Origin of the sequence: Halorhodospira abdelmalekii, assembly GCF_016583625.1 — a bacterium.
In the GTDB taxonomy this organism is placed as follows: domain Bacteria; phylum Pseudomonadota; class Gammaproteobacteria; order Nitrococcales; family Halorhodospiraceae; genus Halorhodospira; species Halorhodospira abdelmalekii.
Genome location: NZ_NRRN01000002.1, coordinates 1 through 24,132, shown reverse-complemented (window position 1 = coordinate 24,132; position 24,132 = coordinate 1). Strand labels below are relative to the sequence as shown.

The 24,132-nt window shown below is 63.3% G+C and carries 23 protein-coding genes, 1 tRNA gene, 1 other RNA gene and 1 pseudogene; 7 read left to right on the top strand and 19 right to left on the bottom strand.

What is annotated here, in order from left to right; translation table 11 throughout:
• Nucleotides 1-28 precede the first annotated feature (28 nt).
• Nucleotides 29-865: a sulfurtransferase gene (locus tag CKO15_RS00705; protein ID WP_200191491.1), complete on the top strand. Its 837-nt coding sequence runs from the start codon at nucleotides 29-31 to the stop codon at nucleotides 863-865.
• Here the strand turns inward: CKO15_RS00705 and orn are convergent.
• The 3 genes from orn to motA all read right to left on the bottom strand — a co-directional run bounded on the left by orn (nucleotide 846) and on the right by motA (nucleotide 3,436).
• The gene (gene orn / locus CKO15_RS00700; RefSeq protein ID WP_200191489.1) at nucleotides 846-1,397 is read right to left on the bottom strand and encodes an oligoribonuclease; all 552 of its coding nucleotides are present in this window, start codon (nucleotides 1,395-1,397) and stop codon (nucleotides 846-848) included. The two genes, CKO15_RS00705 and orn, sit on opposite strands and share 20 nt — an antisense overlap.
• Before the next feature lie 108 nt (nucleotides 1,398-1,505).
• Entirely contained in the window at nucleotides 1,506-2,543 is a 1,038-nt protein-coding gene (locus CKO15_RS00695; RefSeq protein WP_200191487.1) for a flagellar motor protein MotB, read from the bottom strand.
• 20 nt (nucleotides 2,544-2,563) lie between these two features.
• Nucleotides 2,564-3,436: a flagellar motor stator protein MotA gene (motA, locus tag CKO15_RS00690; RefSeq protein ID WP_200191485.1), complete on the bottom strand. Its 873-nt coding sequence runs from the start codon at nucleotides 3,434-3,436 to the stop codon at nucleotides 2,564-2,566.
• 255 nt (nucleotides 3,437-3,691) lie between these two features.
• Here motA and CKO15_RS00685 point away from each other — a divergent pair, with 255 nt between their 5' ends.
• Nucleotides 3,692-5,188, top strand: a complete 1,497-nt coding sequence (locus CKO15_RS00685) for an HDOD domain-containing protein (RefSeq protein ID WP_200191483.1) — start codon at nucleotides 3,692-3,694, stop codon at nucleotides 5,186-5,188.
• Between the two features lie 78 nt (nucleotides 5,189-5,266).
• On the opposite strand, the gene CKO15_RS00680 is transcribed toward CKO15_RS00685, so the two are convergent.
• From CKO15_RS00680 to CKO15_RS00625, 12 genes are all read right to left on the bottom strand, one after another.
• The gene (locus CKO15_RS00680) at nucleotides 5,267-5,614 is read right to left on the bottom strand and encodes a histidine triad nucleotide-binding protein (protein ID WP_200191481.1); all 348 of its coding nucleotides are present in this window, start codon (nucleotides 5,612-5,614) and stop codon (nucleotides 5,267-5,269) included.
• Nucleotides 5,615-5,844: 230 nt separating this feature from the next.
• Nucleotides 5,845-7,053 (bottom strand): hypothetical protein, encoded by a 1,209-nt coding sequence (locus tag CKO15_RS00675; protein ID WP_200191479.1) that lies wholly within the window; start codon nucleotides 7,051-7,053, stop codon nucleotides 5,845-5,847.
• 334 nt (nucleotides 7,054-7,387) lie between these two features.
• Entirely contained in the window at nucleotides 7,388-8,251 is an 864-nt protein-coding gene (locus CKO15_RS00670; protein WP_200191477.1) for a glycine betaine ABC transporter substrate-binding protein, read from the bottom strand.
• A 29-nt stretch (nucleotides 8,252-8,280) separates the two neighbouring features.
• The gene (locus tag CKO15_RS00665; protein WP_242464453.1) at nucleotides 8,281-9,429 is read right to left on the bottom strand and encodes an ABC transporter permease; all 1,149 of its coding nucleotides are present in this window, start codon (nucleotides 9,427-9,429) and stop codon (nucleotides 8,281-8,283) included.
• A 64-nt stretch (nucleotides 9,430-9,493) separates the two neighbouring features.
• On the bottom strand, nucleotides 9,494-10,696 hold the full coding sequence (gene proV, locus CKO15_RS00660) for a glycine betaine/L-proline ABC transporter ATP-binding protein ProV (RefSeq protein WP_200191475.1): 1,203 nt from the start codon (nucleotides 10,694-10,696) through the stop codon (nucleotides 9,494-9,496).
• A gap of 108 nt (nucleotides 10,697-10,804) precedes the next feature.
• Entirely contained in the window at nucleotides 10,805-12,463 is a 1,659-nt protein-coding gene (locus CKO15_RS00655; RefSeq protein WP_200191473.1) for a BCCT family transporter, read from the bottom strand.
• A gap of 177 nt (nucleotides 12,464-12,640) precedes the next feature.
• Entirely contained in the window at nucleotides 12,641-13,252 is a 612-nt protein-coding gene (recR, locus tag CKO15_RS00650; protein WP_200191471.1) for a recombination mediator RecR, read from the bottom strand.
• Nucleotides 13,249-13,575 (bottom strand): YbaB/EbfC family nucleoid-associated protein, encoded by a 327-nt coding sequence (locus tag CKO15_RS00645; RefSeq protein WP_200191469.1) that lies wholly within the window; start codon nucleotides 13,573-13,575, stop codon nucleotides 13,249-13,251. Before CKO15_RS00645 ends, recR begins: the two co-directional genes overlap by 4 nt.
• Nucleotides 13,576-13,880: 305 nt before the next feature.
• Nucleotides 13,881-15,620, bottom strand: a complete 1,740-nt coding sequence (gene dnaX / locus CKO15_RS00640) for a DNA polymerase III subunit gamma/tau (RefSeq protein WP_200191467.1) — start codon at nucleotides 15,618-15,620, stop codon at nucleotides 13,881-13,883.
• Between the two features lie 34 nt (nucleotides 15,621-15,654).
• Nucleotides 15,655-15,752: signal recognition particle sRNA small type (ffs, locus tag CKO15_RS00635), an RNA gene on the bottom strand.
• Between the two features lie 14 nt (nucleotides 15,753-15,766).
• Nucleotides 15,767-15,857 (bottom strand) — tRNA-Ser (locus tag CKO15_RS00630).
• Nucleotides 15,858-15,951: 94 nt separating this feature from the next.
• Nucleotides 15,952-17,319 (bottom strand): hypothetical protein, encoded by a 1,368-nt coding sequence (locus CKO15_RS00625; protein WP_200191465.1) that lies wholly within the window; start codon nucleotides 17,317-17,319, stop codon nucleotides 15,952-15,954.
• Between the two features lie 161 nt (nucleotides 17,320-17,480).
• Between CKO15_RS00625 and CKO15_RS00620 the strand changes: the two genes are divergently transcribed.
• From CKO15_RS00620 to CKO15_RS00600, 5 genes are all read left to right on the top strand, one after another.
• Complete coding sequence (locus CKO15_RS00620; RefSeq protein WP_200191463.1) at nucleotides 17,481-17,903, top strand: NfeD family protein; 423 nt, start codon at nucleotides 17,481-17,483, stop codon at nucleotides 17,901-17,903.
• A gap of 42 nt (nucleotides 17,904-17,945) precedes the next feature.
• Nucleotides 17,946-19,745 (top strand): HEAT repeat domain-containing protein, encoded by a 1,800-nt coding sequence (locus tag CKO15_RS00615; protein ID WP_200191461.1) that lies wholly within the window; start codon nucleotides 17,946-17,948, stop codon nucleotides 19,743-19,745.
• Nucleotides 19,746-19,791: 46 nt separating this feature from the next.
• Nucleotides 19,792-20,316, top strand: coding sequence for an RNA 2',3'-cyclic phosphodiesterase (gene thpR / locus CKO15_RS00610; RefSeq protein WP_200191459.1), 525 nt, complete (start codon nucleotides 19,792-19,794; stop codon nucleotides 20,314-20,316).
• 133 nt (nucleotides 20,317-20,449) lie between these two features.
• A complete protein-coding gene (locus CKO15_RS00605; protein ID WP_420842103.1) occupies nucleotides 20,450-20,782 on the top strand; it encodes a DUF3634 family protein in 333 nt (110 codons plus the stop codon).
• Between the two features lie 385 nt (nucleotides 20,783-21,167).
• On the top strand, nucleotides 21,168-21,551 hold the full coding sequence (locus tag CKO15_RS00600) for a DUF2628 domain-containing protein (RefSeq protein WP_200191457.1): 384 nt from the start codon (nucleotides 21,168-21,170) through the stop codon (nucleotides 21,549-21,551).
• A gap of 70 nt (nucleotides 21,552-21,621) precedes the next feature.
• On the opposite strand, the pseudogene CKO15_RS00595 reads toward CKO15_RS00600, so the two are convergent.
• The 4 genes and pseudogenes from CKO15_RS00595 to CKO15_RS00585 all read right to left on the bottom strand — a co-directional run.
• Nucleotides 21,622-21,762, bottom strand: a pseudogene (locus tag CKO15_RS00595) (transposase); the annotation flags it as partial.
• A 401-nt stretch (nucleotides 21,763-22,163) separates the two neighbouring features.
• Nucleotides 22,164-22,376, bottom strand: coding sequence for a hypothetical protein (locus CKO15_RS13995; RefSeq protein ID WP_242464452.1), 213 nt, complete (start codon nucleotides 22,374-22,376; stop codon nucleotides 22,164-22,166).
• A 48-nt stretch (nucleotides 22,377-22,424) separates the two neighbouring features.
• Entirely contained in the window at nucleotides 22,425-23,132 is a 708-nt protein-coding gene (locus CKO15_RS00590; RefSeq protein ID WP_242464451.1) for an Rpn family recombination-promoting nuclease/putative transposase, read from the bottom strand.
• Nucleotides 23,133-23,267: 135 nt separating this feature from the next.
• Nucleotides 23,268-24,065 (bottom strand): reverse transcriptase domain-containing protein, encoded by a 798-nt coding sequence (locus CKO15_RS00585; protein WP_200191455.1) that lies wholly within the window; start codon nucleotides 24,063-24,065, stop codon nucleotides 23,268-23,270.
• Nucleotides 24,066-24,132 lie beyond the last annotated feature (67 nt).

Genomic DNA, 24,132 nt, shown 5'->3' with positions numbered 1-24,132 from the left:
ACAAGCCAAGAACTGAGATCACACCTGTATGTTCATTCAACCGCATGAGGTCGCCACCCGGCTCGACGATCCGCAGTGGCTGATTGTCGATGTCGGCGATCGCAGTCGTTTTCAGCGCACTCGCCTGCCGGGCGCCGTCCAACTCCCCTACGAGGCGTTGATCCGCCCACAGCCGCCGGTTGCTGGACTCGCCCCCGACCCTGCTGAGCTCGTGGCAACGCTTGCAGCGATCGGAATCGGTGACGACGAAGGGACGACGGTCGTGGCCTATGACAGCGATGGCTGCGGCAAAGCCAGCCGCCTAGCATGGACGCTCGATTGGCTCGGCCACCCGCGCGTACACGTTGTCGACGGCGGTCTGCAGGCGTGGCTAGGGGCCGAGCTGCCGACCGAGCGCAGTACCGCAACGCCTACCGCACCCACCCCCGCAGCTACACCGCTGCCGGCACAGGCGCAACGCCCCGAGGCCTTGACCGAGCTCGACTGGTTGCGTGGGCACTTCGACGATGAGGGGGTACGACTGCTCGATGTGCGCAGCACCGAGGAGTACAGCGGCGAGGTGGCGCTAGCCGAGCGCGGCGGACACATCCCCGGCGCTCGCCACCTCGACTGGAGTCAGCTGAAAGATCCGGAGCACGCCCCAGCGCTGCGCCCGCACGCCGAGATCGAAGAGATGCTCAGGGCGCGCGACATCGGCCCCGAGCACCGAGTGATCGTCTACTGCCAGAGTCACCACCGCTCCTCGTACGCCTACGTCGCACTGCGCACGCTCGGCTATCGGCACGTCAGCGCCTACGCCGGGTCGTGGTCGGAGTGGGGCAACTGCGGCGATACGCCGGCGGTCACTACGCCGGCAGGCGAATAAACTCGCGCCGGTAGTGGCGCAGCTCCTCGATAGAGTCGCGCACATCATCGAGCGCCAAGTGGGTGCTGCTCTTTCCGACCTGGTCGGCGACGGCCGGCGCCCAGCGCCGTGCCAACTCCTTCAGGGTGCTGACATCGACGTGGCGGTAGTGGAAAAAGGCTTCCAGCTGCGGCATCCAGCGCGCCATGAAGCGGCGATCCTGGCAGATGCTGTTGCCACACATCGGTGAGGTCTGCGGCGGCACGTACTGCTCCAAAAAGCGCAGCATCGTCTCTTCGGCCTGCGCCTCAGTCACGGTGCTCGCCCGCACCCGCTCGACCAACCCCGACTTATGGTGCTGGTTGGTGTTCCACTCGTCCATGGCCTCTAAGACGCTCTCGGGCTGATGGATCGCCAACACCGGCGACTCGGCTAAGACGTCCAGATTGCTATCGGTGACAATCGCTGCCATCTCGATGATGCGATCGCGCTGCGGATCCAGTCCTGTCATCTCCAGATCGATCCAGACCAGATTCCACTTCGACATCCCCATGAGACTACTCCCTACCCTCTCTATTGCCCTGCAGCTACTCTCTTCTGCTCTACGCGACTAAGCGCAAGCGCTCTACAACCTTTGCCGCGCTGCCGCGCGTGCCGTGCGTTACCACGTCTCCGGCTCAGGGCGCCGACGCTCCTCAGGCGTCAGCAAATCCACCCCCCGCTCTGGTTCGGCCTCGGGCTCTGGCTCCGCCTCGGGCTCAGGTTCCGGAGCGGGCTCCGGTCGCAGCGGCTCTTCAGTGACCGCACGCAGGCGCCGCTCCTCAGGAGTAAGCAGCTCGCGCGGGCCGTCTCTACCAAAGCCCAACCGACTGAGATCACCGTGTGCATCGTAGCCGTGTGACCGCTCCCGCTCGGCAATCCGCGAAACCGCCTCGGGGCTGAGCAGCACCAAGGTCACCCGGCGGTTGATCGCCGCACGCGGATCGTCTCGATCGAAGGGAATCGTATCGGCGTAGCCGATCACCTGTGCGATGCGCTCGCTCGGCAGCCCGGCGTTGCGCAGCACCAGGCGCGTGTGGTTAGCGCGATCGGCCGAGAGAAACCAGTTGTCGTAGTCGGCCCGGGCGAAGGGGACCGCATCGGTATGCCCGGAGATCGACAACGGATTGGGGATATCGGCGAAGGCCTGAACGAGCGCTTCCAGGATCGAGACGGTATAGCTCATCGGTTCCGCCCGCCCGCGCTCGAACATCGGGCGATCCTCATGATCGATCAACTGGATGCGTAGACCGTCGTCAGTCATCTCCATGAGGATCTGATCTTGATACGGCTCAAGCTCCGGGATCCCTTGCAGCGTGTCGTAGAAGTCTTCGGCGAGCTCACGCATCTCTTCGGTCTCGACCCAATCTCGACCGATCGGCATCCCTTCCAGGTTGATCGGCGCCCGACGCTCGCCGGCCAGGTCGACGACATCGGGGCTCACCGGCTCATGCACCGCCGTTGGATCACGGAAGTACTGCCCGATACCGACCCGCTGATGGTCTTCCAGGGCCAAAATCAGCCACAACACCAGGAAGATCGCGAACATCGCCGTCATGAAATCGGCAAAGGCGATCTTCCACGACCCGCCGTGGTGGCCGTGGTCTCCCTTCTTCACCCGCTTGATGATAATCGGGCGGGTCTTGTTCTCTTCGGCCATAACCTACCTGCTGGCCCGCCCTAAGCGTCTTGTTTCTTCGCGGCCATCATCTTCACGTGCTCTTCGAGCTCGAAGAAGGTCGGCCGCTCGGCCTCGAACATTGCCTTACGCCCGAACTCGACGGCCACCACCGGCTTATAGCCGTTGAGCACGGCCAACAGCGTGACCTTGATCGTCTCGAGGAACTTGCTCTGCTCATTGGCCCTGTGCTCCATCGCCTGGCCAATCGGACCGATAAAGGCGTAGCCAGCAAAGATACCGGTAAAGGTACCGATCAGCGCCGCAGCGACCAGCCCGCCGATGGTCATGACGTCGGCGTCGAGCGATCCGAGGGCGATGACGACGCCGAGCAGCGCGGCGACGATACCGAAGCCGGGCATGGCGTCGGCGACCTTGTTGACCGCCGCGGCCGGACGCTCCGCCTCCTTATGGTGCGTCTCGATCTCGACATCCATAAGGTTTTCCATCTCGAAGGGGTTCATGTTGCCGCCGACCATCAGACGCAGATAGTCGCAGAGGAAATCGAGCGCGACGTGATCGTTTAGGATTCGCGGGTAGGATTGAAAGAGCTCGCTCTCACGCGGATTGTCGACATCGTCCTCGATCGACAGCAACCCGTCCTTCTGAGCGCGTTGGAAGATCTCGTAGAGCAGCGCAAGCAGATCCATATAGTGCTCGCGCGAGTACGGTGCGCCACCCGAGACCTTGGGCGCCGTAGAGATCACCTGCTTGATGATCTTCATCGGGTTAGCGATCAGGAAGGCCCCGAGTGCAGCCCCGAAGATGATCAGGAACTCGTAGGGCTGCCAGAGAATCGCCAGCGGCCCCCCGTGCGCGGCGTAGCCTACGATCACTGAGAAAAACGCGATGGCGGCGCCAATAATGACCAGCATGATCGACCCGTTTACCTTCTAGCCTGTGTATCCCGTGGCCAGGAACCGGCTGCACCCCCCTCACCCGGTGTGCCGTCCCCACCGTTGTCTTAACGCCTGACATTCTAACCTTAATCGCCTTGCCGGGCGATGCGCTCTCCCCAGCCGCCTTCCCTGCCGCAGGCGGCGGGCTTTTCACGCAGGTCGCGCAGGCCGGTAACCGAAACCACCCAAAGAGTGGTTCCGATTATTCTCTAAGGTGCCTACAATAGCAGGATGTATCCGACTCAGCAGCATACACGGCGTCTTGGTGATTGGGTCTCCCTGCTGAGCGAAACCCAGCTGCCGCGAATGCCCAACCACTCCCTCGACTACGATCTCGCCCCCCGAGATCTGGCAACCCAGGTCTATGGTGATCCAGCTCTGGTCCTCAACGTCATCCGTGCGCTGAACGCCATCGCCCCGCGTCACTTCGAGGGCGGCATCCACAGCATGGAGGACGCCATCCTGCTGCGGGGCAGCGGGGGGCTGGAGAAGATCCGCAACGCCATGCCCGATGCACAGGCGCAGCTGAGTGCGGCGAATTATCGCGGCTACCTCTTCACTTGTGAGCGCGCCATCCACGCCGCCTGTCAGGCGCGGCGCTGGGCGTGGCTGCTGGCTGACCTGTTGCCGAACGAGGTCTTTACCGCCGCCATGCTGCGCCACACCGCCGAGCTGGTGATGTGGGTCCACGATCACGGCGCGGTCATGCGCACGATCCACGAGATGGCGCCGGAGCCGGCCTACGCCGCCGAGGCCGAATACGTCACCCTCGGCTTCTCGCTCGGCGAGCTCAATCAAGCCTTAGCGCGCAACTGGAAGCTACCGGGGCTCGTTGCCGAATCGAGCGACTCCTTTGCCACCGACATGGGCTCGCCGCGCAGCTGGGCGGTGGGGCTGGCCTACCGGCTTGCCGCCTTGGCCCGTCAAGGCTGGGAGCACCCGGAGATGGGACCGCTGCTGGAGGCGCTCGGCGAGCTGCTGGAGTTCGATGAGGCGGCCACCCGCGAGGAGATCGTGCGCGGCGCTCACGACGCCGCCGAACTGCTGCCGTGGAAACCGGTCACCTTCGCCCCACTGCTCAACACCGACCCCGATACGGAGTCGACCGACGAGGCCGCCAACCCTTACCTATCGCACGGCGAGGCCAAAGGCGGCGTCTGCCTCGCCCCGCGACCACGGGTCTTTACCCGCATTCGCAAGGAGCTAGAGCAGCGCAACTACGAGCGCGCCGCCGAGCAGTCGCGCCTGCGCAGCACCAATCCGCGCGCGTGCGATGTCATCGTCAACCTGGTCCTCAGCGGCCTTTACGACGGCCTCGCTCTCAGCCGGGTGCTCTACGCCGAACTCCACCCCGACGGCGAGACACTGCGCGCCCGCTTTGCCCTCGGCGCCGCCGGCGATCCGCAGTTTCACCGCTTCCGGGTCGATATCGCCCGCCCGTCACTGATTCAAGAGCTGATGGCCAAACCGGCAGCGGTCTGGCTGACACCGCGCCGCTACGAGCGCATCCGCGGACGCGCCCCGGTGGCCCTGCACAACATCGCCGCGGAACGCTCCTTCTTCATCGCCTCGCTCTACGTCGATAGCCAACCGTGGGGGCTCTTTTACGCCGACCGACGCCGCGTCGATAACGAGCTCGACGAGGCGACCTTCAAGTCGTTCCGGCAGCTATGCGCCCTCGGCAGTCTGCGCCTTAAGGAGCAGGTGAAGGCGAGGAAGTGCGATTGAGAAGATAGGAGCAGCAAAAAGGGGTCGGGCAAAAAGGGGACAGACCCCTTTTTGTGTCCTTTTTGCTTTTTGCAAAGCTCACCCCGGGGGCCACTTCAGCGGACGACCGCCGACGACGTGGAGGTGCAGGTGGTAGACCTCCTGACCGCCGTCCGGACCGCAGTTAAAGATCGTGCGATAGCCGCTCTCGGCAATCCCTTCGCGGCGTGCGACCTCGCGCGCGGCAGTGAACATTTCACCGAGCAGGTCGCCATCCTCTGGGGTTAGATCTTGCAGCGTCGGGATCTGCCGGCGCGGGATCACGAGGACATGAACCGGCGCCTGCGGATTGATATCACGAAAGGCGACGACATTCTCCGACTCGTAGACCACATCGGCATCGCCCTCACCGCGGGCGATCTGGGCAAAGATCTCTTCGATCGACATCGTGGGTAGCTCCGCTCCTATGGGCTGATATAGGCTCAAGGGGCCAAAAGGTGGTGGCAGAAAGGGGCCAGCCCCCTTCTCTCCCAAAGCGAAAAGGGGACAGACCCCTTTTTGGTCCCCTTTTTGCTGGTTGGGCGGGCTCGCCCCGACTGGCCACTGGCCAATGCCACCGGCCAATCAACTCAAAGCCTCAGCAAGCCCGCCGTCCGACCGTCCTGGTCTCACCCGGATTAGAAGTAGTAATCCATGGTCAGGCTGAAGGTCTGGGTAAACTCCATGCCATCCGCGGTGGGGTTACCCGTGAGACCGTTCTCTTCGTCGGTCAGGTTCTCCAGCAGCACCTCGGCGTAGATCCAGCCCGGGCCGTAGTTATAGGTGGTGCCGAGCACCAGATCAAAAGTGTCGTCAAAATTAACACCGACGCCAAAATCATCGAGGACATCATTGATGTCGCTGTCAGGCGAACGCCAGGTCAAGTCGGCGTAGGGGTACCAGTTGCCGAGGTCGTTCAGGCCTGCGCTCAGCATCATGGCCTGACCAGAGCCCTGGGTCGTAAAGTCGTAGCCCTCCTGCATAAAGGCATCGACATCGCCTTGATCGTAAGCGACGAACTGCGCTCCAAGATCGAGACTGGCTACAGTGCCTTCGGTGTAGAGCCCAGCGGCGAAATGGGTCTCGCTTTCTTCGCCGACACCAGTCAAGACCTCTCCAGTAACAGGATCAACCAAAGGATCCTGGTTCACCAACTGCCCGGCCTGCAGCGACAACCCGGTGCGGAAGCCGCCAGCGGTAAAGCCGAAGTCACCAACCACCGTGTTGACCTTCTGATAAGTATCGTTGCTACCCCAGTGCTGGCCAACTGCCCCGGCCCTGAACAGTCCAGGGTCCCCGACCCCAGCACCATCATCCATCGAGGTCGTATCACTCCCCCAGTTCTGGCTCTTGATGAACATGAAGCTCATGTCGAGCGGCCCCTGCGGGTCGACATCGAGGCGGGCACCGACGTTGTACTGATCACCGAAACCGCGTATCAGCCGTTCACCGGGCCAGAAGTTAAAGCGGCTGTAAGTGAAGGGCACCTCGGTCTTACCAACCGTCAAGGTCATGGTCTCGCCGATGTGGCGCCCGACCGCCAGTTCCTTAAAGCCCCAATACCGGTCATCATCGCCGCTGAAACTCTGGAAGCTGCCCTCGCCGAAGCGGGTCTCGGCGTTGAAGAACCACTCGTTGTGCTCGTGGTTAACGTAGAGGATCAGCGCCGGCAGACCGACATCACCGAGGCGATCTTCGCTTGCATCGCTGTCAACATCGTAGGTGTAGTTCGCCCACATTCCCAGCGAGATCGACTCTTCCAGCGCCAGTGCCGATGCCATCGGCATGGACAGCGCCGCTGCAACCCCCGTTGCGATTAAGCTTTTGCTCTTGCTTTGTGTACTCATCGATACGTGCTCCTTATTCAGTGCTATGGAAAAATCAGCCGTCGTATGCACTGTCTTGTAATATTATTGACTCGCGTTTTGGCCCAGCGCTCGCCGGCGTTCCCGGGAAACGGGCTCTACCACCGTCATGCTTCAGCATGTGTGACAGAGTCCCGGGGGGCACAGGTTGGAGGGGCCCCTGTGCCTGTGCCTGAATCCACAGCAGAGTCCGGCCGAACGGACCCGCCCACACTCCGGGTGAGAACTCCCCTGGCGCCGGACCCTGCCCTCTGCCCTCCTCTACCCTGATGCCGCATCCGCATACGCACTCGAGCTAAGCTCGAGCGGCTTCAGCTCAGTTGCGGGCACAGGCGACCCAATCGTCGACCAGGCCGGACTCACTCTCAAGGAACTGCGCAACGGCAGCCTCGGTCGACTGCTCACGACCCAAGCGCATGTAGTCGTTGAGCATCTCCAGGTCGATCTCGATGCAGCCGGCAAAGGCGGCAATCTCTGGGAAGTCGTCCTCGAAGCCCTGGCGGGCCATGGCGTGGATGCTCTCGGCCTCACCGAGCACCCCCTTCGGATCGTCGAGATACTCGAGCATGTAGGCGCCGAACTTCCAGTGCGGGCTCCAGCCGGTGACGACGATCGGGTTGTTGCGGCGCGCTGCCCGGTGGAGGGCTGCGGTCATCGCCGCATCACTCGCCTCGACTAACTGGTAGTCGAGACCGTACTCCTCGATGACATCGTGCGAGAGGCGGGTCAGACCAGCGCCGGGGTCGATCCCTTGGATCTGGCCATTGAGGCGGTCGACCCACTCCGGGTCGCGCAGGTCTTCGATTGAAGTCAGACCCTGCTCATAGAGGTAGGCCGGCACGACCCAGCCGAGCTTGGCGTTGTCGTAGAGCACGCCCAGATCGACAATATCGTCGCCGTAGCGCTCGATGTAGTCTTCGTGGGTGATCGGCTGCCACGACATCAGCATCAGGTCGAGATCACCGGAGGCCAAGCCAGTGTACTGCGGCGCGATGTCGGTCTGCACCAGCTCGACATCGACACCGAAGCGCTCTTGGATGACATGATCGGCGATCTGTGTAACGAACTCGGCATCGGCCCACGCCGTCCAGCCGATGCGCACTTGATCGGCGCTCGCCGCGCCGGCCATCCCGGCGGTCAAGGCCGCCGTCACTCCCGCAGTTACGATCTTACGATTCATGGCTCTCTCTCCTTCTCTCTTCTCTGCGGTTATCCGTTTGCCGCTGCGCCGGCAGCCTGACTCTGCTCTTTACGGGCTCCGAAGAACCAGCGCAGCAGCGCCCCGTAGTCGCGGCTCTGACGACCGCGACGGCTCTCACCAAAGCTCTGACTGATACGATCGAGCAGGATCGCCAGGAAGACCACCGCCAAGCCACCCTCGAAGCCGAGGCCGACCTGCAGGCGCTGAATCCCGGTCAGCACCGTACCGCCGAGGCCACCGGCGCCGATCATCGAGGCGATCACGACCATCGACAGCGCCAGCATGATGGTCTGGTTGATGCCGGCCATGATCGAGGGCATGGCCAGCGGCAGCTGGATCTTGAACAGGAGCTGCCGTTTGGTACACCCGAAGGCCTGTCCGGCCTCGACGTGCTCCTGGCTGACCTGGCGAATCCCGAGGTTGGTCAGACGCACCGCCGGCGGCATGGCGAAGATCAACGTTGCGATGGCGCCGGGCACGGTGCCGAGGCCAAAGAAGATCGCCGCTGGGATCAGATAGACAAAGGGCGGCATCGTCTGCATCAGATCGAGCACCGGGCGCGCCACCATCTGCACCTTATCGCTGCGCGACATCGCAATCCCGATCGGCAAGCCGATGATCAGCGCTGCGATACTCGCCGCCACCACCAGCGAGAGGGTGCGGATCGTCTCGGGCCACAGATCCATACTGAAGATCAGAGCCAGGGCGATCAGGGCAAAGAGGCCGAAGCGCCAACCGACGCGCCACGTCCCGACGGCGATGATCAGCACGGCGAGCATCCACGGCGGCGGGTACCACAGCAGCGCCTCGATCACCGGGATGAAGAGACCAAGGGCGAAGAGCGCTGCGAGCCCCAGCGCGGTGATCGCCCCGGCACGCCGGCCGAATTTCAGCCACACCCCAGCGGCGATAAAGAAGGCGGTCAGCCATAAGGGGTAGAGCAACAGAAACTCGGTACTATCGACCAGCATGCGAATGACCGCCTCGATGCCATCGAGCATCGGCTCGAGGTTATCGCTCACCCAGTCGACGCCGTCCTCGATCCAGTCGCCGATGGTGATCGGCTCCAGGATATGCTCGTTGACCCAGTCGGCGACGGTCTCGATCGGGCCGATGGTCTCGTACTCTTCGACGTCCGGTGCATCACCTGCTTGCATAAACGAAACCTATGTCTGCGGCTGAGCCTAATTTTGGACCTAATGTTCGGCCGACTTGTTGGGCCTACTGCTGAGCCTGCTGTTGGGTCCGATCCAAGGTCAGCAGCAGATCGCTCTGCGTGATGGTGCCGCGGTAGTGCCCCTCGTCATCGACCACTACGAGCGGGCAGGGGCTCTCGGCACTGATGCCGAGCACCTCCGAGATCGGGGTGTCGGCCGTTACGCTCCGTGCCTGTGCCAAAAAGGCATCAGCGTAGCCGCCCGATTGACGGATGGCCGCCGTCAAGCTATCGAGCGAGACCAACCCCTGATAGACCCGGTTGCGATCGACGACGACAGCCAAGTCGCCGGCGTAGCTCTTGAGCCGCTCCAGCGCCGCACGCAGCTCCATGCCGGGGCGCTGGATCACGGTCACGCGGCGCTTATCGGCGATATCGCCGGCGCTAAAGACCTGACTGACATCGACTCCGTAGAAGAAGGAGCGCACGTAGTCGTTCGCCGGGTTGGAGACGATCTCCTCCGGGGTGCCGATCTGCACCACCGACCCGCCCTCCATGATGGCGATGCGATCGCCGATGCGCATCGCCTCGTCGAGATCGTGCGAGATGAAGACGACGGTGCGACTGCGCTCCTGCTGCAGGCGCAGCAACTCGTCTTGCATCTCGGTGCGAATCAACGGATCGAGCGCCGAGAAGGCCTCGTCCATGAGCAGGATGCTCGGATCGCTCGCCAGAGCGCGGGCCAGCCCGACCCGCTGCTGCATCCCGCCGGAGAGCTCCTCGGGGTAGCTCTCAGCGTTCGCCGCCAACCCCACCGCCTCAAGGGCCTGGTAGCCCCGTTCGCGCTGCTCGCGCGCCGAGTAGCCGGCCACCTCGAGTCCGAAGGCGGCGTTCTCGATCACCGTCTTATGCGGCAGCAAGGCAAACGACTGGAAGACCATGCTCATATCGCGCCGGCGCAGCTCGATCAGCTCGGCCTGGCTCATGCGGGTAATGTCTTCGCCGTCGACGTAGAGCTGCCCGTAGGTCGGCTCGATGAGGCGGTTGAACATCCGCACCATGGTCGACTTGCCGGAGCCCGAGAGCCCCATGATGACGAAGACCTCGCCCTCGGCGATGGTGAAGGAGGCCTCGCGCACCCCGACCGTGTGGCCGGTGCGCGCGAAGATCTCGTCCTTAGCGCACCCCTGCTCAAGGAGTTCGTAGGCGCGCTGCGGCCGCGGCCCGAATATCTTGTAGAGGTCTTCGACGACAATCTTGTCACTCATAGACAGCCCTTGGTTTTAGACAGTCCTCGCTTCGGCGACTGATGCGGCAGCAACCGATTCGGCCTCCCCCCGCCCCGCCGCAGCGCGGGCCGGAGGAGACCGGTTGGTCTAGATCTTACCGCTGAGTTTGAGCAGCTTTCTCTCGTGTTGCAGACCCATAAAGAGACTGACGCAGATCAGCACCAGGACCACAGTAAAGGGCAACCCGGTCGTCACCGCCCCGGCCTGAAGCGCACTGAGTGCCGCATCGCCGCCGATAAAGAGCAGTGTCCCGGCGAGCAGCCCCTCCAAGGTCACCCAGAAGACACGCTGGGCATCGGGGGAGTCGAGCTTACCACCGGCAGTGATGCTGTCGATGACCAGCGAACCAGAGTCCGAAGAGGTCACGAAGAAGACCAGCACCAGGAAGACCGCCAACAGTGCCGTCAGGGTCGTCCACGGCAGCTGCTCAAGCATGTGGAAGAGCGCCATCGACTCATCGGCGCCGAGCCCGGCGGCCAATTCACCGACCCCATCGACCGCCTGCTGCAAGCCGGTGCCACCGAAGGCACTCATCCAGACGATCGTAACCAGCGTCGGCACGATCAAAACCGCTGTCATGAACTCGCGCACAGTCCGTCCGCGCGAGACGCGCGCGATGAACATGCCGACGAAGGGCGACCACGAGATCCACCACGCCCAGTAGAAGGCGGTCCAGCCGTGCAGGAAGGTCTCATCTTCGCGGCCGATCGGGTTGCTCAGCGACAGGAAGCTGCTGACGTAGGCGCCGCTGGTCGTCGCCAGCGAGACGGCGAAGGCGATCGCCCCACCGGTGATGATCACAAAGAGCATCAACAGCCCGGCTAGGCCGATATTCAGGTTACTGAGCACCTTAATACCGCCATCGATCCCCCGCAGCACTGAGATCAAGGCCGCCACGGTCACCCCGATGATGATTGCGACCTGCGTAGCCAGGGTATCGGGCACCGCCTCGAAGACGTAACTCAGCCCGCTCGCCGCCTGCTGCGCCCCGAAACCGAGCGAGGTCGCCAGACCGAAGATCGTCGCCAGTACAGCAACGGTATCGATCACGTGGCCGATTGGCCCCCACACGCGCTCGCCGAGCAGCGGGTAGAAGACCGAGCGCACCGTCAGCGGCAGCCCCTTATTGAAGCTAAAGAAGGCCAGAGCCAGCGCCATGACGCCGTAGATCGCCCACGGGTGCAGCCCCCAGTGGTACATCGTCGCACCCATGGCGGCGTAGGCGGCCTCGGGGGTATTCCCCTCGACGTTCAACGGCGTGCCGAACCAGTCGGTGTAGTAGGCAACGGGCTCGGCAACCGCCCAGAACATCAGCCCGATGCCCATGCCGGCGGCAAAGAGCATGGCAAACCAAGACAGTCGCGAGAAGTCAGGGGTGGCATCGACGCCGCCGAGGCGGATCTTGCCCACCGGGAGAACAATTAAGGCCAAGCAGAAGAGAACAAAAAGGTTACCGGCGCCCAAAAAGAACCAGTCAAAGGTTGAAGTCGACCACGCTCGCGCGGCGCCGAGGGCGTCGTTGGCGACGTCGGTAAAGATGAGAGTGCCGATTAAAAAGGCCAAGATCAGGCCAGCGCTGGTGACGAAGACCGGATTGTGGAGATCGAGCCCCAGCGGCCGGATATTCTGCTCACCGATCTCGTGATCGGTGTCGTACTCCTTCTCTAACTCTTTGATTTCTTTTTTTACTTCTTGGGGGGATAGAGACTCAGGCGCCTCTTCGCGAGGCTCGCGGTCGTTGGTCATCGTGCGCTTCTCCCTGTGGCCTGACAAAGCGTCGCTGCTGTCGGGGCATCGGGCTATTCAAGGCTATGCCCCGACCAAGACTCGGCAAACTCCGCCTAATTCCGCCCGATTCCGCCCGATTCCGCCGCTGAGGGGATAGCGACACCCTATTCAGGTTCGCAAAGGGTAACGGGCGAGTCAAATCCCGCCGGTATAATCGCGACGGCCCAGAAAGGCGTGCGAGAGTGTGCCCCGGTCAACTTGATCGAGGACCCCGCCCATCGGCACCCCGTGCGCGATGCGGGTCGCACGGACACCGTAGTCGCGGGCGAGCTCGAAGAGGTAGTGCGCCGTAGCCTCGCCCTCCACGGTCGGATTGGTCGCCAGGATCAACTCGCTAATCGGCTCGCTGGAGAGACGCGCTTCGAGATGGTGGAGACCAAGCTCCTCTGGGCCGATGCCATCGAGCGGCGAGAGGCGACCACCAAGGACAAAGTAGAGCCCTGAGAACCCGGTCGCCTGCTCTAAGGCGAAGACGTCGGCACTGCCCTCGACGATGCAGAGCAGCGCGCGATCACGCTGCGTGCTGCGACAGATGCGGCAGCGCGGCTCCTCAGTGAGGATGCGACAATCGGCGCACTGACTGATACCTTCGGCCGCACCCTCTAATGCGCGAGCCAAGCGTCGAGCCCCGTCGCGATCACGCTGTAGCAGATGCAGTGCCATACGCTGGGCGCTGCGGTTGCCGACCCCGGGCAGACGGCGCAGACTCTCGATGAGCTCGGTCAGTGCCGGCGAGAAGAGGCTCAAAACGGCATCTTCATCCCCGGCGGCAAGCCCATGCTCTCAGCCATCCCCGACATGCGCTCCTGGCTTTCGCGCTGCACCTTATGGACGGCGTCGTTGAAGGCAGCGGCGACGAGATCTTCGACCATCTCGCGGTCGTCTTCGAAGAGCGAGGGGTCGATTTCGACCTTGCGCACCTCTTGCTTGCCGGTCATCAAGACTTTGACCATGCCAGCACCGGCCTCGCCGGTCACCTCCATCGCTGCGACCTCTTCCTGGATCCGCTGCATGTCCTCTTGCAGCTTCTGGGCCTGCTTCATGATGTTGCCAAGTCCGCCCTTCATCACGTCTGGATACCTCGACTCGCTTGCAAGTGGGTTGTTGGTGGGGGGCAGCTGTGAGCCGTTGCCCGGCGCCCAGCATTCGGTGTCCGGTGTCCGGTGCCCGGTGTCCGGTGTCCGGTGTCCGGTGTCCGGTAACTGATTGTCACCAAACCGAACCGAGAGCCCCGCCCTTACGGGGCAGGGACTACAGCGCATACCCCACCCAAACGCCCGATGCTAGCACACAGTGCCGCGTGGGTGCAGTCCGCGTAAGCGCCGGCAGATTCTTCTCTTCAGCTATTCAGCTGTCCAGCAATCCAGCAATCCAGCTATTCGCTCTTACCGCTGGAAGCAGGATCGTCTGCGGCCGGTCGAATATCACGCACTTGCGCCCCGAAGACCGCCTGCAACCCCTGCAGACCGCGATCGCTCGCCAGTGCTGCCTCGGCCTGCTGCTGCCGCTGCGCCGCCCGGGCTTGGGCCTGCTGTGCCGGGGTCTGCTCGGCCCCGGCGACCACGATACGCAACTCAATCGCCTCACCGAGCTGAGCGCTCAATGCCTCTTGCAGGCGCAGACGCCGCTCATCGCTGAGCAGATAGCGGTGCGCGGGATCAAGGTGCAGGGTCAAACGGTGCCCATCCTGGCCCTGCCACTGGCAGTGGCTCGCCAAGGCGTGATCCAAGCCGTCGAGGTGACTCGCGACCCACTCGGCCCACTGCTTAGCCGACGGCGCTGCGGCGGCTCCTGCTACGGATCCTGCTACGGGGCGCTCAAGACTCGCCTCAGCCCCCTCGACTGCGGGGCCTTGTGCCGGCCTTGCTGCAGATTCTGCGACGGAATCTGCCGTAGCGGAGCCTGACGTAGCGGAATCTACCGCAGATGCTGTAGACCGGGATGCAGGTGACGATGCATCCGGTGATACTGCTGGTGATGCCGCTGGCAAAGAGGCTGCCGATGGTGGCGCCGCTGACCGTGGCGGCGTCGCTGCCGGGCGAAAGGCGAGCATGCGCAGCAGCGCCATCTCAAAGCCGATCGCCGGATCGGGGGCGTAGGGCAAGTCGCGCCGGGCGTTAAGACCGATCTGGTAGTAGAGCTGCAGATCTTCGGCGGCGATCGCGGTGGCGAGTTCCAGCAGCGCATCGCGTTCGGGCTCATCCTCGGGGATCACCCCCGGGGTGTGACAGGCGAGGGCCAGATGGTGAAAGGTGGCGATCAACTCGGCGAGGACATCGTCGAAGTCGGCCGCATGTGCGGCCAAGTCGCGCGCACTGCGGATCAGTCGCTCCCCCTCTCCGGCGGCCAGCGCCTGGATGATCTCAAGGACTTGGCTGCGCTCCATGGCACCGAGCATGGCAGCGACTTCGGCATCGCGTGCCGCCCCCTCGCCGTAGGCCAGCGCCTGATCGAGGAGGCTCAAGGCGTCGCGCAGACTGCCATCAGCGGCGCGAGCGATGCGCGCAGCGGCAGCGGCATCGACCTCGACTTGCTCGGCAGCAGCGATCTGCAGCAGGCGCTCGCGGATCAGCGGCGCTGGCAGACGGCGCAGGTGAAACTGCAGGCAGCGCGAGAGGACCGTCACCGGCAACTTTTGCGGATCGGTGGTGGCGAGCAGAAACTTGACGTGATCCGGCGGCTCTTCGAGGGTCTTGAGCAGGGCGTTGAAACTGTGCCCCGAGAGCATGTGGACTTCGTCGATCAGGTAGACCTTGTAGCGGCCACGGGTCGGGGCGTACTGAACGTTATCGAGCAGTTCGCGGGTATCTTCGACGCGGGTACGCGAGGCGGCGTCGACTTCGATTAAATCGACGAAACGCCCCTCGTTCAGTTCGCGGCAGCTGGGGCAGACCTCACAGGGGGTGGCGGTTACGCCCTGCTCGCAGTTGAGGCACTTCGCGAGGATGCGGGCGACCGTGGTCTTGCCGATACCGCGGGTGCCGCTGAGTAGGTAGGCGTGGTGGATACGCCCATCGGCGAGCGCATTGCTCAGCGCGCGCAGCACATGCTCCTGCCCCGCAACGTCGGCGAAGCAACGCGGTCGCCATTTACGAGCGAGCGCTTGGTAGGTCATGGCCGACGGCGGCTCCTGCTCGGGATGGAGGCAGCCGTACCAGCCACACCCCGGCGCCCAACGGTCGCTGCTGCCGCTGCTCCCTTCCGGGCCTGACGGGGTTCACAGCGTGTTGTCGCGGGGGGACCAGCACGGCCACCACTGCTTGGCGGAGAGGGAGGGATTCGAACCCTCGGTACCCGATTAAGGTACACACGCTTTCCAGGCGTGCGCCTTCGACCGCTCGGCCACCTCTCCTCGCCTCTCTGTATCGTGGCGGGTACTTTAAACCAGCGGCCAGGGTGACGCAAATCTCGTCGCCGGGGGCGATAAAGGGCAGGTAGCGGCGAGCTCAAAAGTAGTAATCGGCGCTGATGAAAAGCGCTTCGCTGCGCCCGCCGCCAGGCCGGGTGTAGAGGCCATCGGCCACCGGGTCATCAGCGCGGTTGAGATTCGCCAGCAGCAGCTCGAGGTAGAGCTGCCCGGGGCCGTAGCGATAGCGCGTCCCGAGCACCAGATCCATCGTGCGCTCGCCACCGGTGCGCGAGGCCCGATCGGGCCAGCGCGAGCTCCAGTCGACGTAGGGGTACCAATCAGCCCACCGCGCACCGAGGCTCACGGCGGCGATCTGCCCCCGACCGTGGCCGCGCTCGTAAAAGCGGTCGGGGCGCCCCCAGGCGAGCGGCACGGGGCCATCGTCGGCGACCGGATAGAGGCTGCGCCCCTGATCGTAGTGGATGGCCTTGGTGGCCAGATCGAAGCGCCCGTAACGCCCCTCGCTGTAGACGGCAACCGCCCAGTGGGAGCGCCGCTCACCGCCGCTTTCGCGATCTTGCAACCGTCCCCCTTGCAGCGAGACCCCCAGCCGCGTCGCCGAATCCGCCGCACGGCTGGATACAAGCCAGTAGCCGAGATCGCCGACGGCGGTGTAGCTCTTGCGGTAGCCGTAGACTTCGCTGAGCGAACCCCAGTGCGCCAGGGTGTGGTCGTCGAGCGGCTGACTGTCGTCGCGAAAACCCGGGCCGTGGATCAGCATCCAGCGACTCTCCCACGCCCCAGGCAGCCCGCCGAGCAAGCGCACCCCGAGGTTATACTGCGCGCCGAAACCAGAGGCCATGCGCTCGCCCGGCCAAAAATTGAAGCGGCTCCAGGTGAACGGCACGCGGGCCTTGCCGAGTTCGAGGCGCCAGCTGTCGGTAAGCTGATGACCGACGACCAGCTCTTTGATGCCGAGATAGCGCCACAGCTCGGCACTCTGCCCTGTATTCGCCCCAGGGCCACTGTCGGCACCACTGATGGCGGCACCACTGATAGCACCGGTGCTTAAGCGGACTTCCCCGCGCAGCGACCAGGGGCTGCGCGCGCTGCGGTGATCAAGGGCCAGGACGAGGCTATCGTACCCCTGTCCGCCAGAGCGCTCGCCGGCCGCCGTCTTCGCGTAGCTGTACTCATAGGCAAGCCAAGCGCCGTACTGCACCGCGGGCGGTCCCGGAGCGACTGCAGCAGGACGTAGCGGGGCCTCGGCGGGTGCAGCCGCAGCGACGGGCGCACTCACAACAGCGGCTACTGCAACCACAGCTGCGGCCACTGCAACTGAGAGCATCGTTCGTGCGGCGAGTGCGGCGAGTGCGACGAGTGCGGCAAGCACCGAGACAAAGGGCGCTGAAGCGCTCGGTGCGAGCGGAGCATAAGGGGGTGGAAAAGAGGATCGAGTTGACACGAGTACGGCTCCTTCCGTAGTGAGCCCTCCCTTCCGTGGAGGGCGCCGGGGATCGGCTCCGCAAGCTTAGCGGCATCCGCCCGCCGCCACAAGCGATGAGCCAGCGGCACTCCACCCCGCTCCCCTCCCCTGCAGCCATTCGGCGTGGCATACTCAGCCCCATGCAAGCGAACGGCCACGACCTTCATCCAGCCCTTCGGTACTGGCTGATTCAGCTTCCCGGGCTACTGCTCATTGGGGTGCTGGCCAGCATTGCCGCCAGCTTTGGCCTGATCGACGCCAGCACCGCCGTGCTTCTCTTTCTGCTCTGGCTCGTTAAAGACCTTGTTCTTTACCCCGTCTTCATCCGCACCGAAGGGCTCCACTACCCGATGGGACGTGATGCGCTGATCGGCGCGCAAGCTGAGGTGGTCCGCCCTATTGAGCCGGAGGGAAGCGGACAGGTTCGTGTCCACGGCGAATTGTGGCAAGCGCGCAGCGTCGACGGCCGACGTTTTGGCAGCGGCCAACTCGTCGAGATCTTCGGCGTCGACGGCCTGACCCTCTTCGTTAAACCGATCCCGCAGCAACAGGTAAACAGGTAAACAGGTAAACAGGTAAACAGGTAAACAGGTAGCGAACACCTTATGACCCGCTGGAAAAAGCCCCTTGCTAACCTCTTCCAGCCGCGCTGGCGCAACCCTGACCCCGAACAGCGCCGGCAAGCGGCGATCGCGCTATCGATTACCGACCCGGAGAGCGACAGCGTACTTGCTGAACTCAGCCAAGATCCCGAAGCACAGGTACGGGAGGCGGCTGTCAAGCGGCTGCGCCACTTGCCGTTGCTGCGCGGATTCCTCCACGGCGATCCCGATCCGGGCGTGCGCACGTCGGCTTCTGCCCGCTATCGACAGATGCTTCTCGGCGAGAGCGACACCCGTCTCGTCGAGCGCGAGCTCTACCTCTGTGATGACTCGACCGTGCGCGCCCACGTCGCGCAAAAGGCGCGCTGGCCCCAAGTTCGCCTCATCGCCATCCGCCTGCTTGAAGAGCCAGGCATCCTGCTCGAACTGGCCCTGAACGACCCAGAGCCAGGCAATCGCCTCTATGCCCTTGAGCGTATCACTGACCCGCAGGCGCTTGAGGCCGCAGCTTTCCGAGCCCGCAACACCGCCCCGGAAGTCGCCGAGGCGGCCACTGCCCGCTTAGCTGGCGAGCGACCACCGCGTCCGGCTATCACCCATCCAAGTCCGGCCCCGCTGTTGAATGCGGGTATTGGCACAGGCGCGGGTGACGCAGGCACGGGCACAGGGGGCGGAGGCACGAGAGGCACGGGAGGCACGGGGACAGGCACTCGCACCGGCTCCGGGCAGGCAGCAGGCACGGGGACAGGCACTCGCACCGGCTCCGGGGCAACCGTGGGCTCAGGAGCGACACCACCTCGCCACCCGGCGCGCTTTCACGCGCCGCCGACCGAGGCCTCCACATCGACTTCCGCAGCCTCCTTGAGTGCTTCAGCCACCTATCAGGCGGGGTTAGCAGCGGAACGCACCGCGCCCGCCGACCCTGCCTCGGCCCTCTGCTGCGCCATGGAAGGATTGGCCAACGGCCGCTGGAGTCCAGGGTTACACAACCGCCGCCGCCGACTCATCAGCCGCTGGCGGGCCCTCGACCCCACCCCCGGGGCGGCTCTGCAGGCGCGCTTTCATCGCGCCAACAAACGCGCCCTGCTCACCGAGCCCGGAAGCAACAGCGTTGCCACGGATAACCTGCGGCAGCTAGAACGACTGCTCAGGGAGCGGGTCGCCACAACGGCAACCAGCGATGCCATCGCCGACGAGCGGCTGACCTCGCTCATCCACACACTGCGGGTTGATGAGCGCAACAGCGAACACCCCGAAACTGCCCGCGCCTACCGTCTACTACAGCGCACCCAGCGGTACCTCGGTGGCTCATTCAGCAGCGGACTAGGAGCCGGAATCAGCGCCGAAACGAGAGCGGCCGATGCAGCCGGTGCACGCCACGTTCGATCCGAAGCCCAGTCAAAACCCGAACTCCAATCCGATGCTTCGACTGTTGACGCGCCTGCCGCACTGGAGACACCCGCACTGGAGACAGCCACTGCGTCTGCCACTGCGTCTGCCAACACTGCATCTGACACTGCATCTGAGACAGCCACTGCGTCTACAATCGCGCCGACCGCTGCGGCCCGCGCGGCTCAAGGCTCCGCTGGCTCCAGTACGTCAGGGCATGACGGGCGTACGACTCGTACTCACGGCACCGCCGGTTTTCCACAACAACCCACCGCCCGCATCACCCTCGGAAAGCGCTCCCACCTTCGTGAGTTGGAAAACCTGTTAGAAGATGCCGAAGCGGCACTCGAGAAGCGTCAGTGGCACCAGCTGCGGGCCAGCCTTCGCACCGCGCAGGCACTGCTCGGGGGTTGAAAAGAAAAAAGGAGACTGAACCCAGTCGACGAGCCTGCTTGCCGTTATGGATCGACCCCAACGCCTCTTCTTCGCTCTCTGGCCAGACGACGCGCTCCGCTCAGCGATCTGCTCTCGCGTACCCTCTGGGCACGGTGGACGCCCAGTAGCTCGCGATAACCTTCACCTCACCCTGGCCTTCATCGGTGCCGCCGACACCGCTTACGCGACGTGCCTCGCCGAGGCGGCGCAAGCGGTCCGCTTCGAGCCGTTTGCGATCGAGCTGCGGGGCTTAGGGTGCTTCGGCAAGCGCGAGGTACTGTGGCTCGGCGATGTGACACCGCGCGAGCCGCTGGATCGCCTGGCCCTGGATTTGAGTGCCGCCCTGAAACCTTGCGGTTTCCAGCCCGAAGCGCGGCCGTTCTATCCCCACGTCACAGTCGCGCGTAAACTGAAGGCGCTGCCGAGCCTCGGTTCCATCGAGCCGGTCCGCTGGGAGGTCGAGCGCTTCTGCTTGGTCGCGTCTCTCCCGACTCCGGTCGGCGTGCAGTACGAGGTGGTACGCTGCTATCGTGCCGATGCGGCGTGCTAGGCTGCACGAGTACGGTCAAAAATTATCCAGTCGGGCATAGGGCGCATCATTCGCCTACATGCGCGGTCTTATCCACGGGGTTATCCACAGCTTCTGTGGATAACGCGCGCGCGTCCGCTAAGCCATTCTTTGCATGATGATCGCCATCTTCCTGCTGCTCTTGGCTGGCTTGGTGGCCGGCTTAGCCTGGATGCTCTGGGATGCGCGCTACGTCTTCATCGTCGCCATCGAGGACGGCAAGGTTCGGAGCCAGCGCGGGTCACCATCGCCGAGTTTCCTCCGGGACTGCCGGGATGTGGTGCGCCTGCACAGGCTGCGGCGCGGCAAGATCTACGGCGAACGCACGGCGGCCGGAGTCGAGCTGGGCTTCTCGCGCGAGATCCCGGAGCACGCCCGCCAAGCGCTGCGCAACGTCTGGACTCCACCGCCGAGTGGTGGCGGTGACGGTGCCAAACGGCGTGCTTGAAATAATCGACGAATTAGGGGTTGTGGATTCAGTCGGAGCAGAGTAATCTCCGCGCAGGCGTCCAGGAAGGACACTACAGGGCAGGGACTCAGGAAGTGAGTTTCGGCCGTGATTTGCAAAAGGACTTGTCCGGTCATGGATGGCCGGAGGATAGACAGGGACCGTATGCGATACCCCTCCGAATCTGCTGGTTGCGCCAATCCGACCCGCTCGGCACGGATTGCTGTGTGTGGCCCCGGAACAGCGGCAGCAGTCCCCATCAGTGCAGTCAACCGCCGCCCGTCACGGGTAGCGTCTCTATTGCTGTGCTGCAATCGGGATCTAGGATGGTCCCACAGAAGGAACGGGCAGTAGGAAGCTGCTCACTCAAACCAAGGAGATGGCAATGAAGTATTTCAGAATTCACGAACACCCGGAACACGGCCTTGAGGCTGTCAAGGACGGCTTCTCGTGGCCAGCGCTCTTTTTCGGCATCTTTTGGATGCTCTACAAACAACTTTGGTATCCGCTAATGTACCTCTTGGCGGCCGGGGCAGGCCTTCTGCTGCTGGAAGGCGTCCTCGTCGCGACCATCGTACCGTTCTATTACCACGATCTCGTATTCATGATCTTCGGCGCGATCTCCTTAGCGATTGCGATCTGGGTTGGCACTCAGGCGAACCAGTGGTACGCGGGAAAATTGAGGTTCATCGGGTACAAAGAGGTCTCGCAGCAGATATCAGGCTCGCCAGAGCTAGCCATCTCACAATATCAAGCCGCGAAGAGCTAGGCATACAGAGGGCGGGGAAACCCGCCCTTTTCGTTAGGAGAGCAAGCTAGTGCCTACCCCCCCCACTTTAATCAAAGGCCTTGTGCGCCTCGTCGCGGGTCTCGGCCATCCAGATGTCATGGAGGTCGGCCTTGACCTTCGGTTGCACCGACTTCGGAAGCTTGTTTAGCACGTTAGCGCTCTTGTGGACCCAGCAGCGCTGATGGTCGGTCGCCGAGTGGTGCGCCGCTGTCGGTCTTGAAGCAGTACATCGAACAACAGGAAGCCCCAAAGTAATGGCGCTGCGCGCCATGCGCCGCTTCACCACCCCCTAAGCCGCTGCGCGGCTATAGGCGGAGCACTGCATCCGATTTGCCTGTCCATCCGATTTGCCTGTCTGTCCCTGGGTGCGCCGCCTGCCTGTCCATCCGATTTGCCTGGTCGTGCCGTGCAAACCCGTAGTCAGTAAAAGGAATGTAGCCACTGCGGCCGTGTTGGCTCGGTGTGAGCGTTTGCCAGGTCATATCGTGTCCTTGAATTATTTGAGGATATGCGTAACAGAAAACATACCACCAGACTGCAACTCGACACAGGCTGGGGGATGCGCGCGCAATCCATTCGCCCTATATCCGCTCAGTGCTGCCCCTGCCCCTCACTACGCAGCTTGCCGACACCCTCCACGCTCAACCCCGTCGCCTGAGCGATCTGCTCATCGGTCAGCATATTCAGTGAAATGAGGTTACGGGCGGTCGCCTCAGCACGCAGCCACTCTCCCTCTAGCCGCCCCTCTAGCCGCCCCTTCTGCTGCTCTTGCTCCGCCCACGTCAGTATGTTCTCTGCCAGCATATCCCGATCCTCCACTAAGCTGTTCACCTGCTCCAGCACATCCTCAACCTACGGACCTAAGCGCTTCAGGTGACGCTTGAGCCAACGGGTGATCACCTTATCCAAGCGTTCCTTGTCCGGATGGGCGCGGATGCTCGCCACCAGACGATCCACCGCAGCCTGCATCGCCCCTACGTCCTTAGACGCCTGCTCCACCTCGAAGATCCCGCTTAGCGGCGTGGAACGCTCTGCCAGCTGCTCTGTGCTGTAGGCCGATTGATTGACCAGATAGTAGCGCAGATGCGGCTGATACGAGCGCAGGAAGTCCGGTGGCTTGGGCCGGATCATGCGGTAGATATCTTCCTGTGCCGTCCAGCGTGCTGAGCCGTTGTAGATCACCACCGGAAAGATCGGCGGCATCCCCTGATACGCCGTCGTCACCTGGGTCTTGATCAGGTGGTCGTAGAAGCAGGCAACGTAGTGGAGCAGACGGATCGGCAGACTGTGATCAACGGTCGACTGAAACTCCATCAATAGGTAGAGGTAGACCGGCCTCTTGACACCATCCCAGCTCACTTCCACCGACCAGACCTTATCCTCGATCTTCTCGTTGAAAAGTGGGGTGATGTAGTTGCCGCTATGATCCTTCAGGGTGGCGAAATCCATCATCGCCGCCACTTCCGGCGGTGCAAAGCCCTCAATGAGCTCTCGTACCAGCTCCGGATAGCTGAAGAGCTCCTTGTAGCCGGTATCGTGGTAGTTGCCCTGCATCGCCATAAGCGAAAATCCGTGCTACGCCGAGGCTCTAGCGTAGCACAGCACCGGGGAGAGACAGAGAGAGACGGATGCGCTCGGTTCGCATCCGCTCTGCCTGTTCCTGGGGGTACTGAGGGTGTCCGCCGTCTTCACCCCTCAGTGCCCGTCCCCCCTCTTTTCGTCATCCGCGTACCTCACTATGGTCACCTCACCTCTGGCGCTCCTCCCACGCCACTGGTGCGCCCATAGGTCCAAGACGTAGTGTAGGTATATGTTCCCCAGTATCGGGGACAGTACCGCACCCTGTGGCGTCCCCACCACCGTCTTCGACCGCCTGCCGTCTTCGTCTACTCCACATTTGAGCGTGCGCTCCACAATGCGCAGCATCCGTTTATCTGCGATCCGGTGCGCCATAAACCTCATCATCCAGGTGTGGTCTATGGCATCGTAAAAACCCTTGATATCTGCATCCAATATCCAGTTGACCTTCCTGGTCATAAGCGCCACATAGGTTGCATCCAACGCCTGATGTTGCGAGCGACCCGGCCGGTGCCCGTAGCTGAACCCGAGAAAATCGTTCTCGTAGATCGCCTCCAGCACCCACACTACGGCCTGTTGGACGACCTTGTCCTCCACCACGGTAATGCCGATCGGTCGCCTTCCGCCATCTTCCTTGGTCAGCCAGACCCTCTTGACCCGCTGGGGCTTGTATCGGTTCGCCTGGATTCGTCCGTGGAGCTCCGAGAGTCGCTCCCGGAGTCCCTCGCCGTAACTCTCCCAGTCCTGCCCGTCAACCCCGCTGGCCGCATGGCGGTTCAGTGCGTAGTACGCCTGCTCCAATAGTTCCTCCGTGATGTGGTGCAGCAGGTTATTGAATCGCAGACGGCTGTCCCGTCTCGATGCCTCATGTAGCCGGATTAGCCCGGCCGGCGCTTGCCTGATGCTCTGCGTCATCGTCACACCCCGTCTAATCCCGCTTCCTCTCTGTCAAAGCCCTTCGCTCCACAGGCTCCGCTAGGCT

What these genes read in the sequence shown, in the direction of transcription:
- CKO15_RS00705 (WP_200191491.1), top strand. Translation starts at nt 29, where the DNA reads ATGTTCATTCAACCGCATGAGGTCGCCACCCGGCTCGACGATCCGCAG.
- CKO15_RS00665 (WP_242464453.1), bottom strand. Translation starts at nt 9,429, where the DNA reads ATGCAAGCAGGTGATGCACCGGACGTCGAAGAGTACGAGACCATCGGC.
- CKO15_RS00680 (WP_200191481.1), bottom strand. Translation starts at nt 5,614, where the DNA reads ATGTCGATCGAAGAGATCTTTGCCCAGATCGCCCGCGGTGAGGGCGAT.
- thpR (WP_200191459.1), top strand. Translation starts at nt 19,792, where the DNA reads ATGGATCGACCCCAACGCCTCTTCTTCGCTCTCTGGCCAGACGACGCG.
- CKO15_RS00670 (WP_200191477.1), bottom strand. Translation starts at nt 8,251, where the DNA reads ATGAATCGTAAGATCGTAACTGCGGGAGTGACGGCGGCCTTGACCGCC.
- CKO15_RS00585 (WP_200191455.1), bottom strand. Translation starts at nt 24,065, where the DNA reads ATGACGCAGAGCATCAGGCAAGCGCCGGCCGGGCTAATCCGGCTACAT.
- CKO15_RS00695 (WP_200191487.1), bottom strand. Translation starts at nt 2,543, where the DNA reads ATGGCCGAAGAGAACAAGACCCGCCCGATTATCATCAAGCGGGTGAAG.
- proV (WP_200191475.1), bottom strand. Translation starts at nt 10,696, where the DNA reads ATGAGTGACAAGATTGTCGTCGAAGACCTCTACAAGATATTCGGGCCG.
- CKO15_RS13995 (WP_242464452.1), bottom strand. Translation starts at nt 22,376, where the DNA reads ATGCTGGCAGAGAACATACTGACGTGGGCGGAGCAAGAGCAGCAGAAG.
- CKO15_RS00600 (WP_200191457.1), top strand. Translation starts at nt 21,168, where the DNA reads ATGAAGTATTTCAGAATTCACGAACACCCGGAACACGGCCTTGAGGCT.
- CKO15_RS00675 (WP_200191479.1), bottom strand. Translation starts at nt 7,053, where the DNA reads ATGAGTACACAAAGCAAGAGCAAAAGCTTAATCGCAACGGGGGTTGCA.
- orn (WP_200191489.1), bottom strand. Translation starts at nt 1,397, where the DNA reads ATGGGGATGTCGAAGTGGAATCTGGTCTGGATCGATCTGGAGATGACA.
- CKO15_RS00685 (WP_200191483.1), top strand. Translation starts at nt 3,692, where the DNA reads ATGTATCCGACTCAGCAGCATACACGGCGTCTTGGTGATTGGGTCTCC.
- CKO15_RS00615 (WP_200191461.1), top strand. Translation starts at nt 17,946, where the DNA reads ATGACCCGCTGGAAAAAGCCCCTTGCTAACCTCTTCCAGCCGCGCTGG.
- CKO15_RS00605 (WP_420842103.1), top strand. Translation starts at nt 20,450, where the DNA reads ATGATGATCGCCATCTTCCTGCTGCTCTTGGCTGGCTTGGTGGCCGGC.
- CKO15_RS00620 (WP_200191463.1), top strand. Translation starts at nt 17,481, where the DNA reads ATGCAAGCGAACGGCCACGACCTTCATCCAGCCCTTCGGTACTGGCTG.
- dnaX (WP_200191467.1), bottom strand. Translation starts at nt 15,620, where the DNA reads ATGACCTACCAAGCGCTCGCTCGTAAATGGCGACCGCGTTGCTTCGCC.
- motA (WP_200191485.1), bottom strand. Translation starts at nt 3,436, where the DNA reads ATGCTGGTCATTATTGGCGCCGCCATCGCGTTTTTCTCAGTGATCGTA.
- CKO15_RS00655 (WP_200191473.1), bottom strand. Translation starts at nt 12,463, where the DNA reads ATGACCAACGACCGCGAGCCTCGCGAAGAGGCGCCTGAGTCTCTATCC.
- CKO15_RS00590 (WP_242464451.1), bottom strand. Translation starts at nt 23,132, where the DNA reads ATGGCGATGCAGGGCAACTACCACGATACCGGCTACAAGGAGCTCTTC.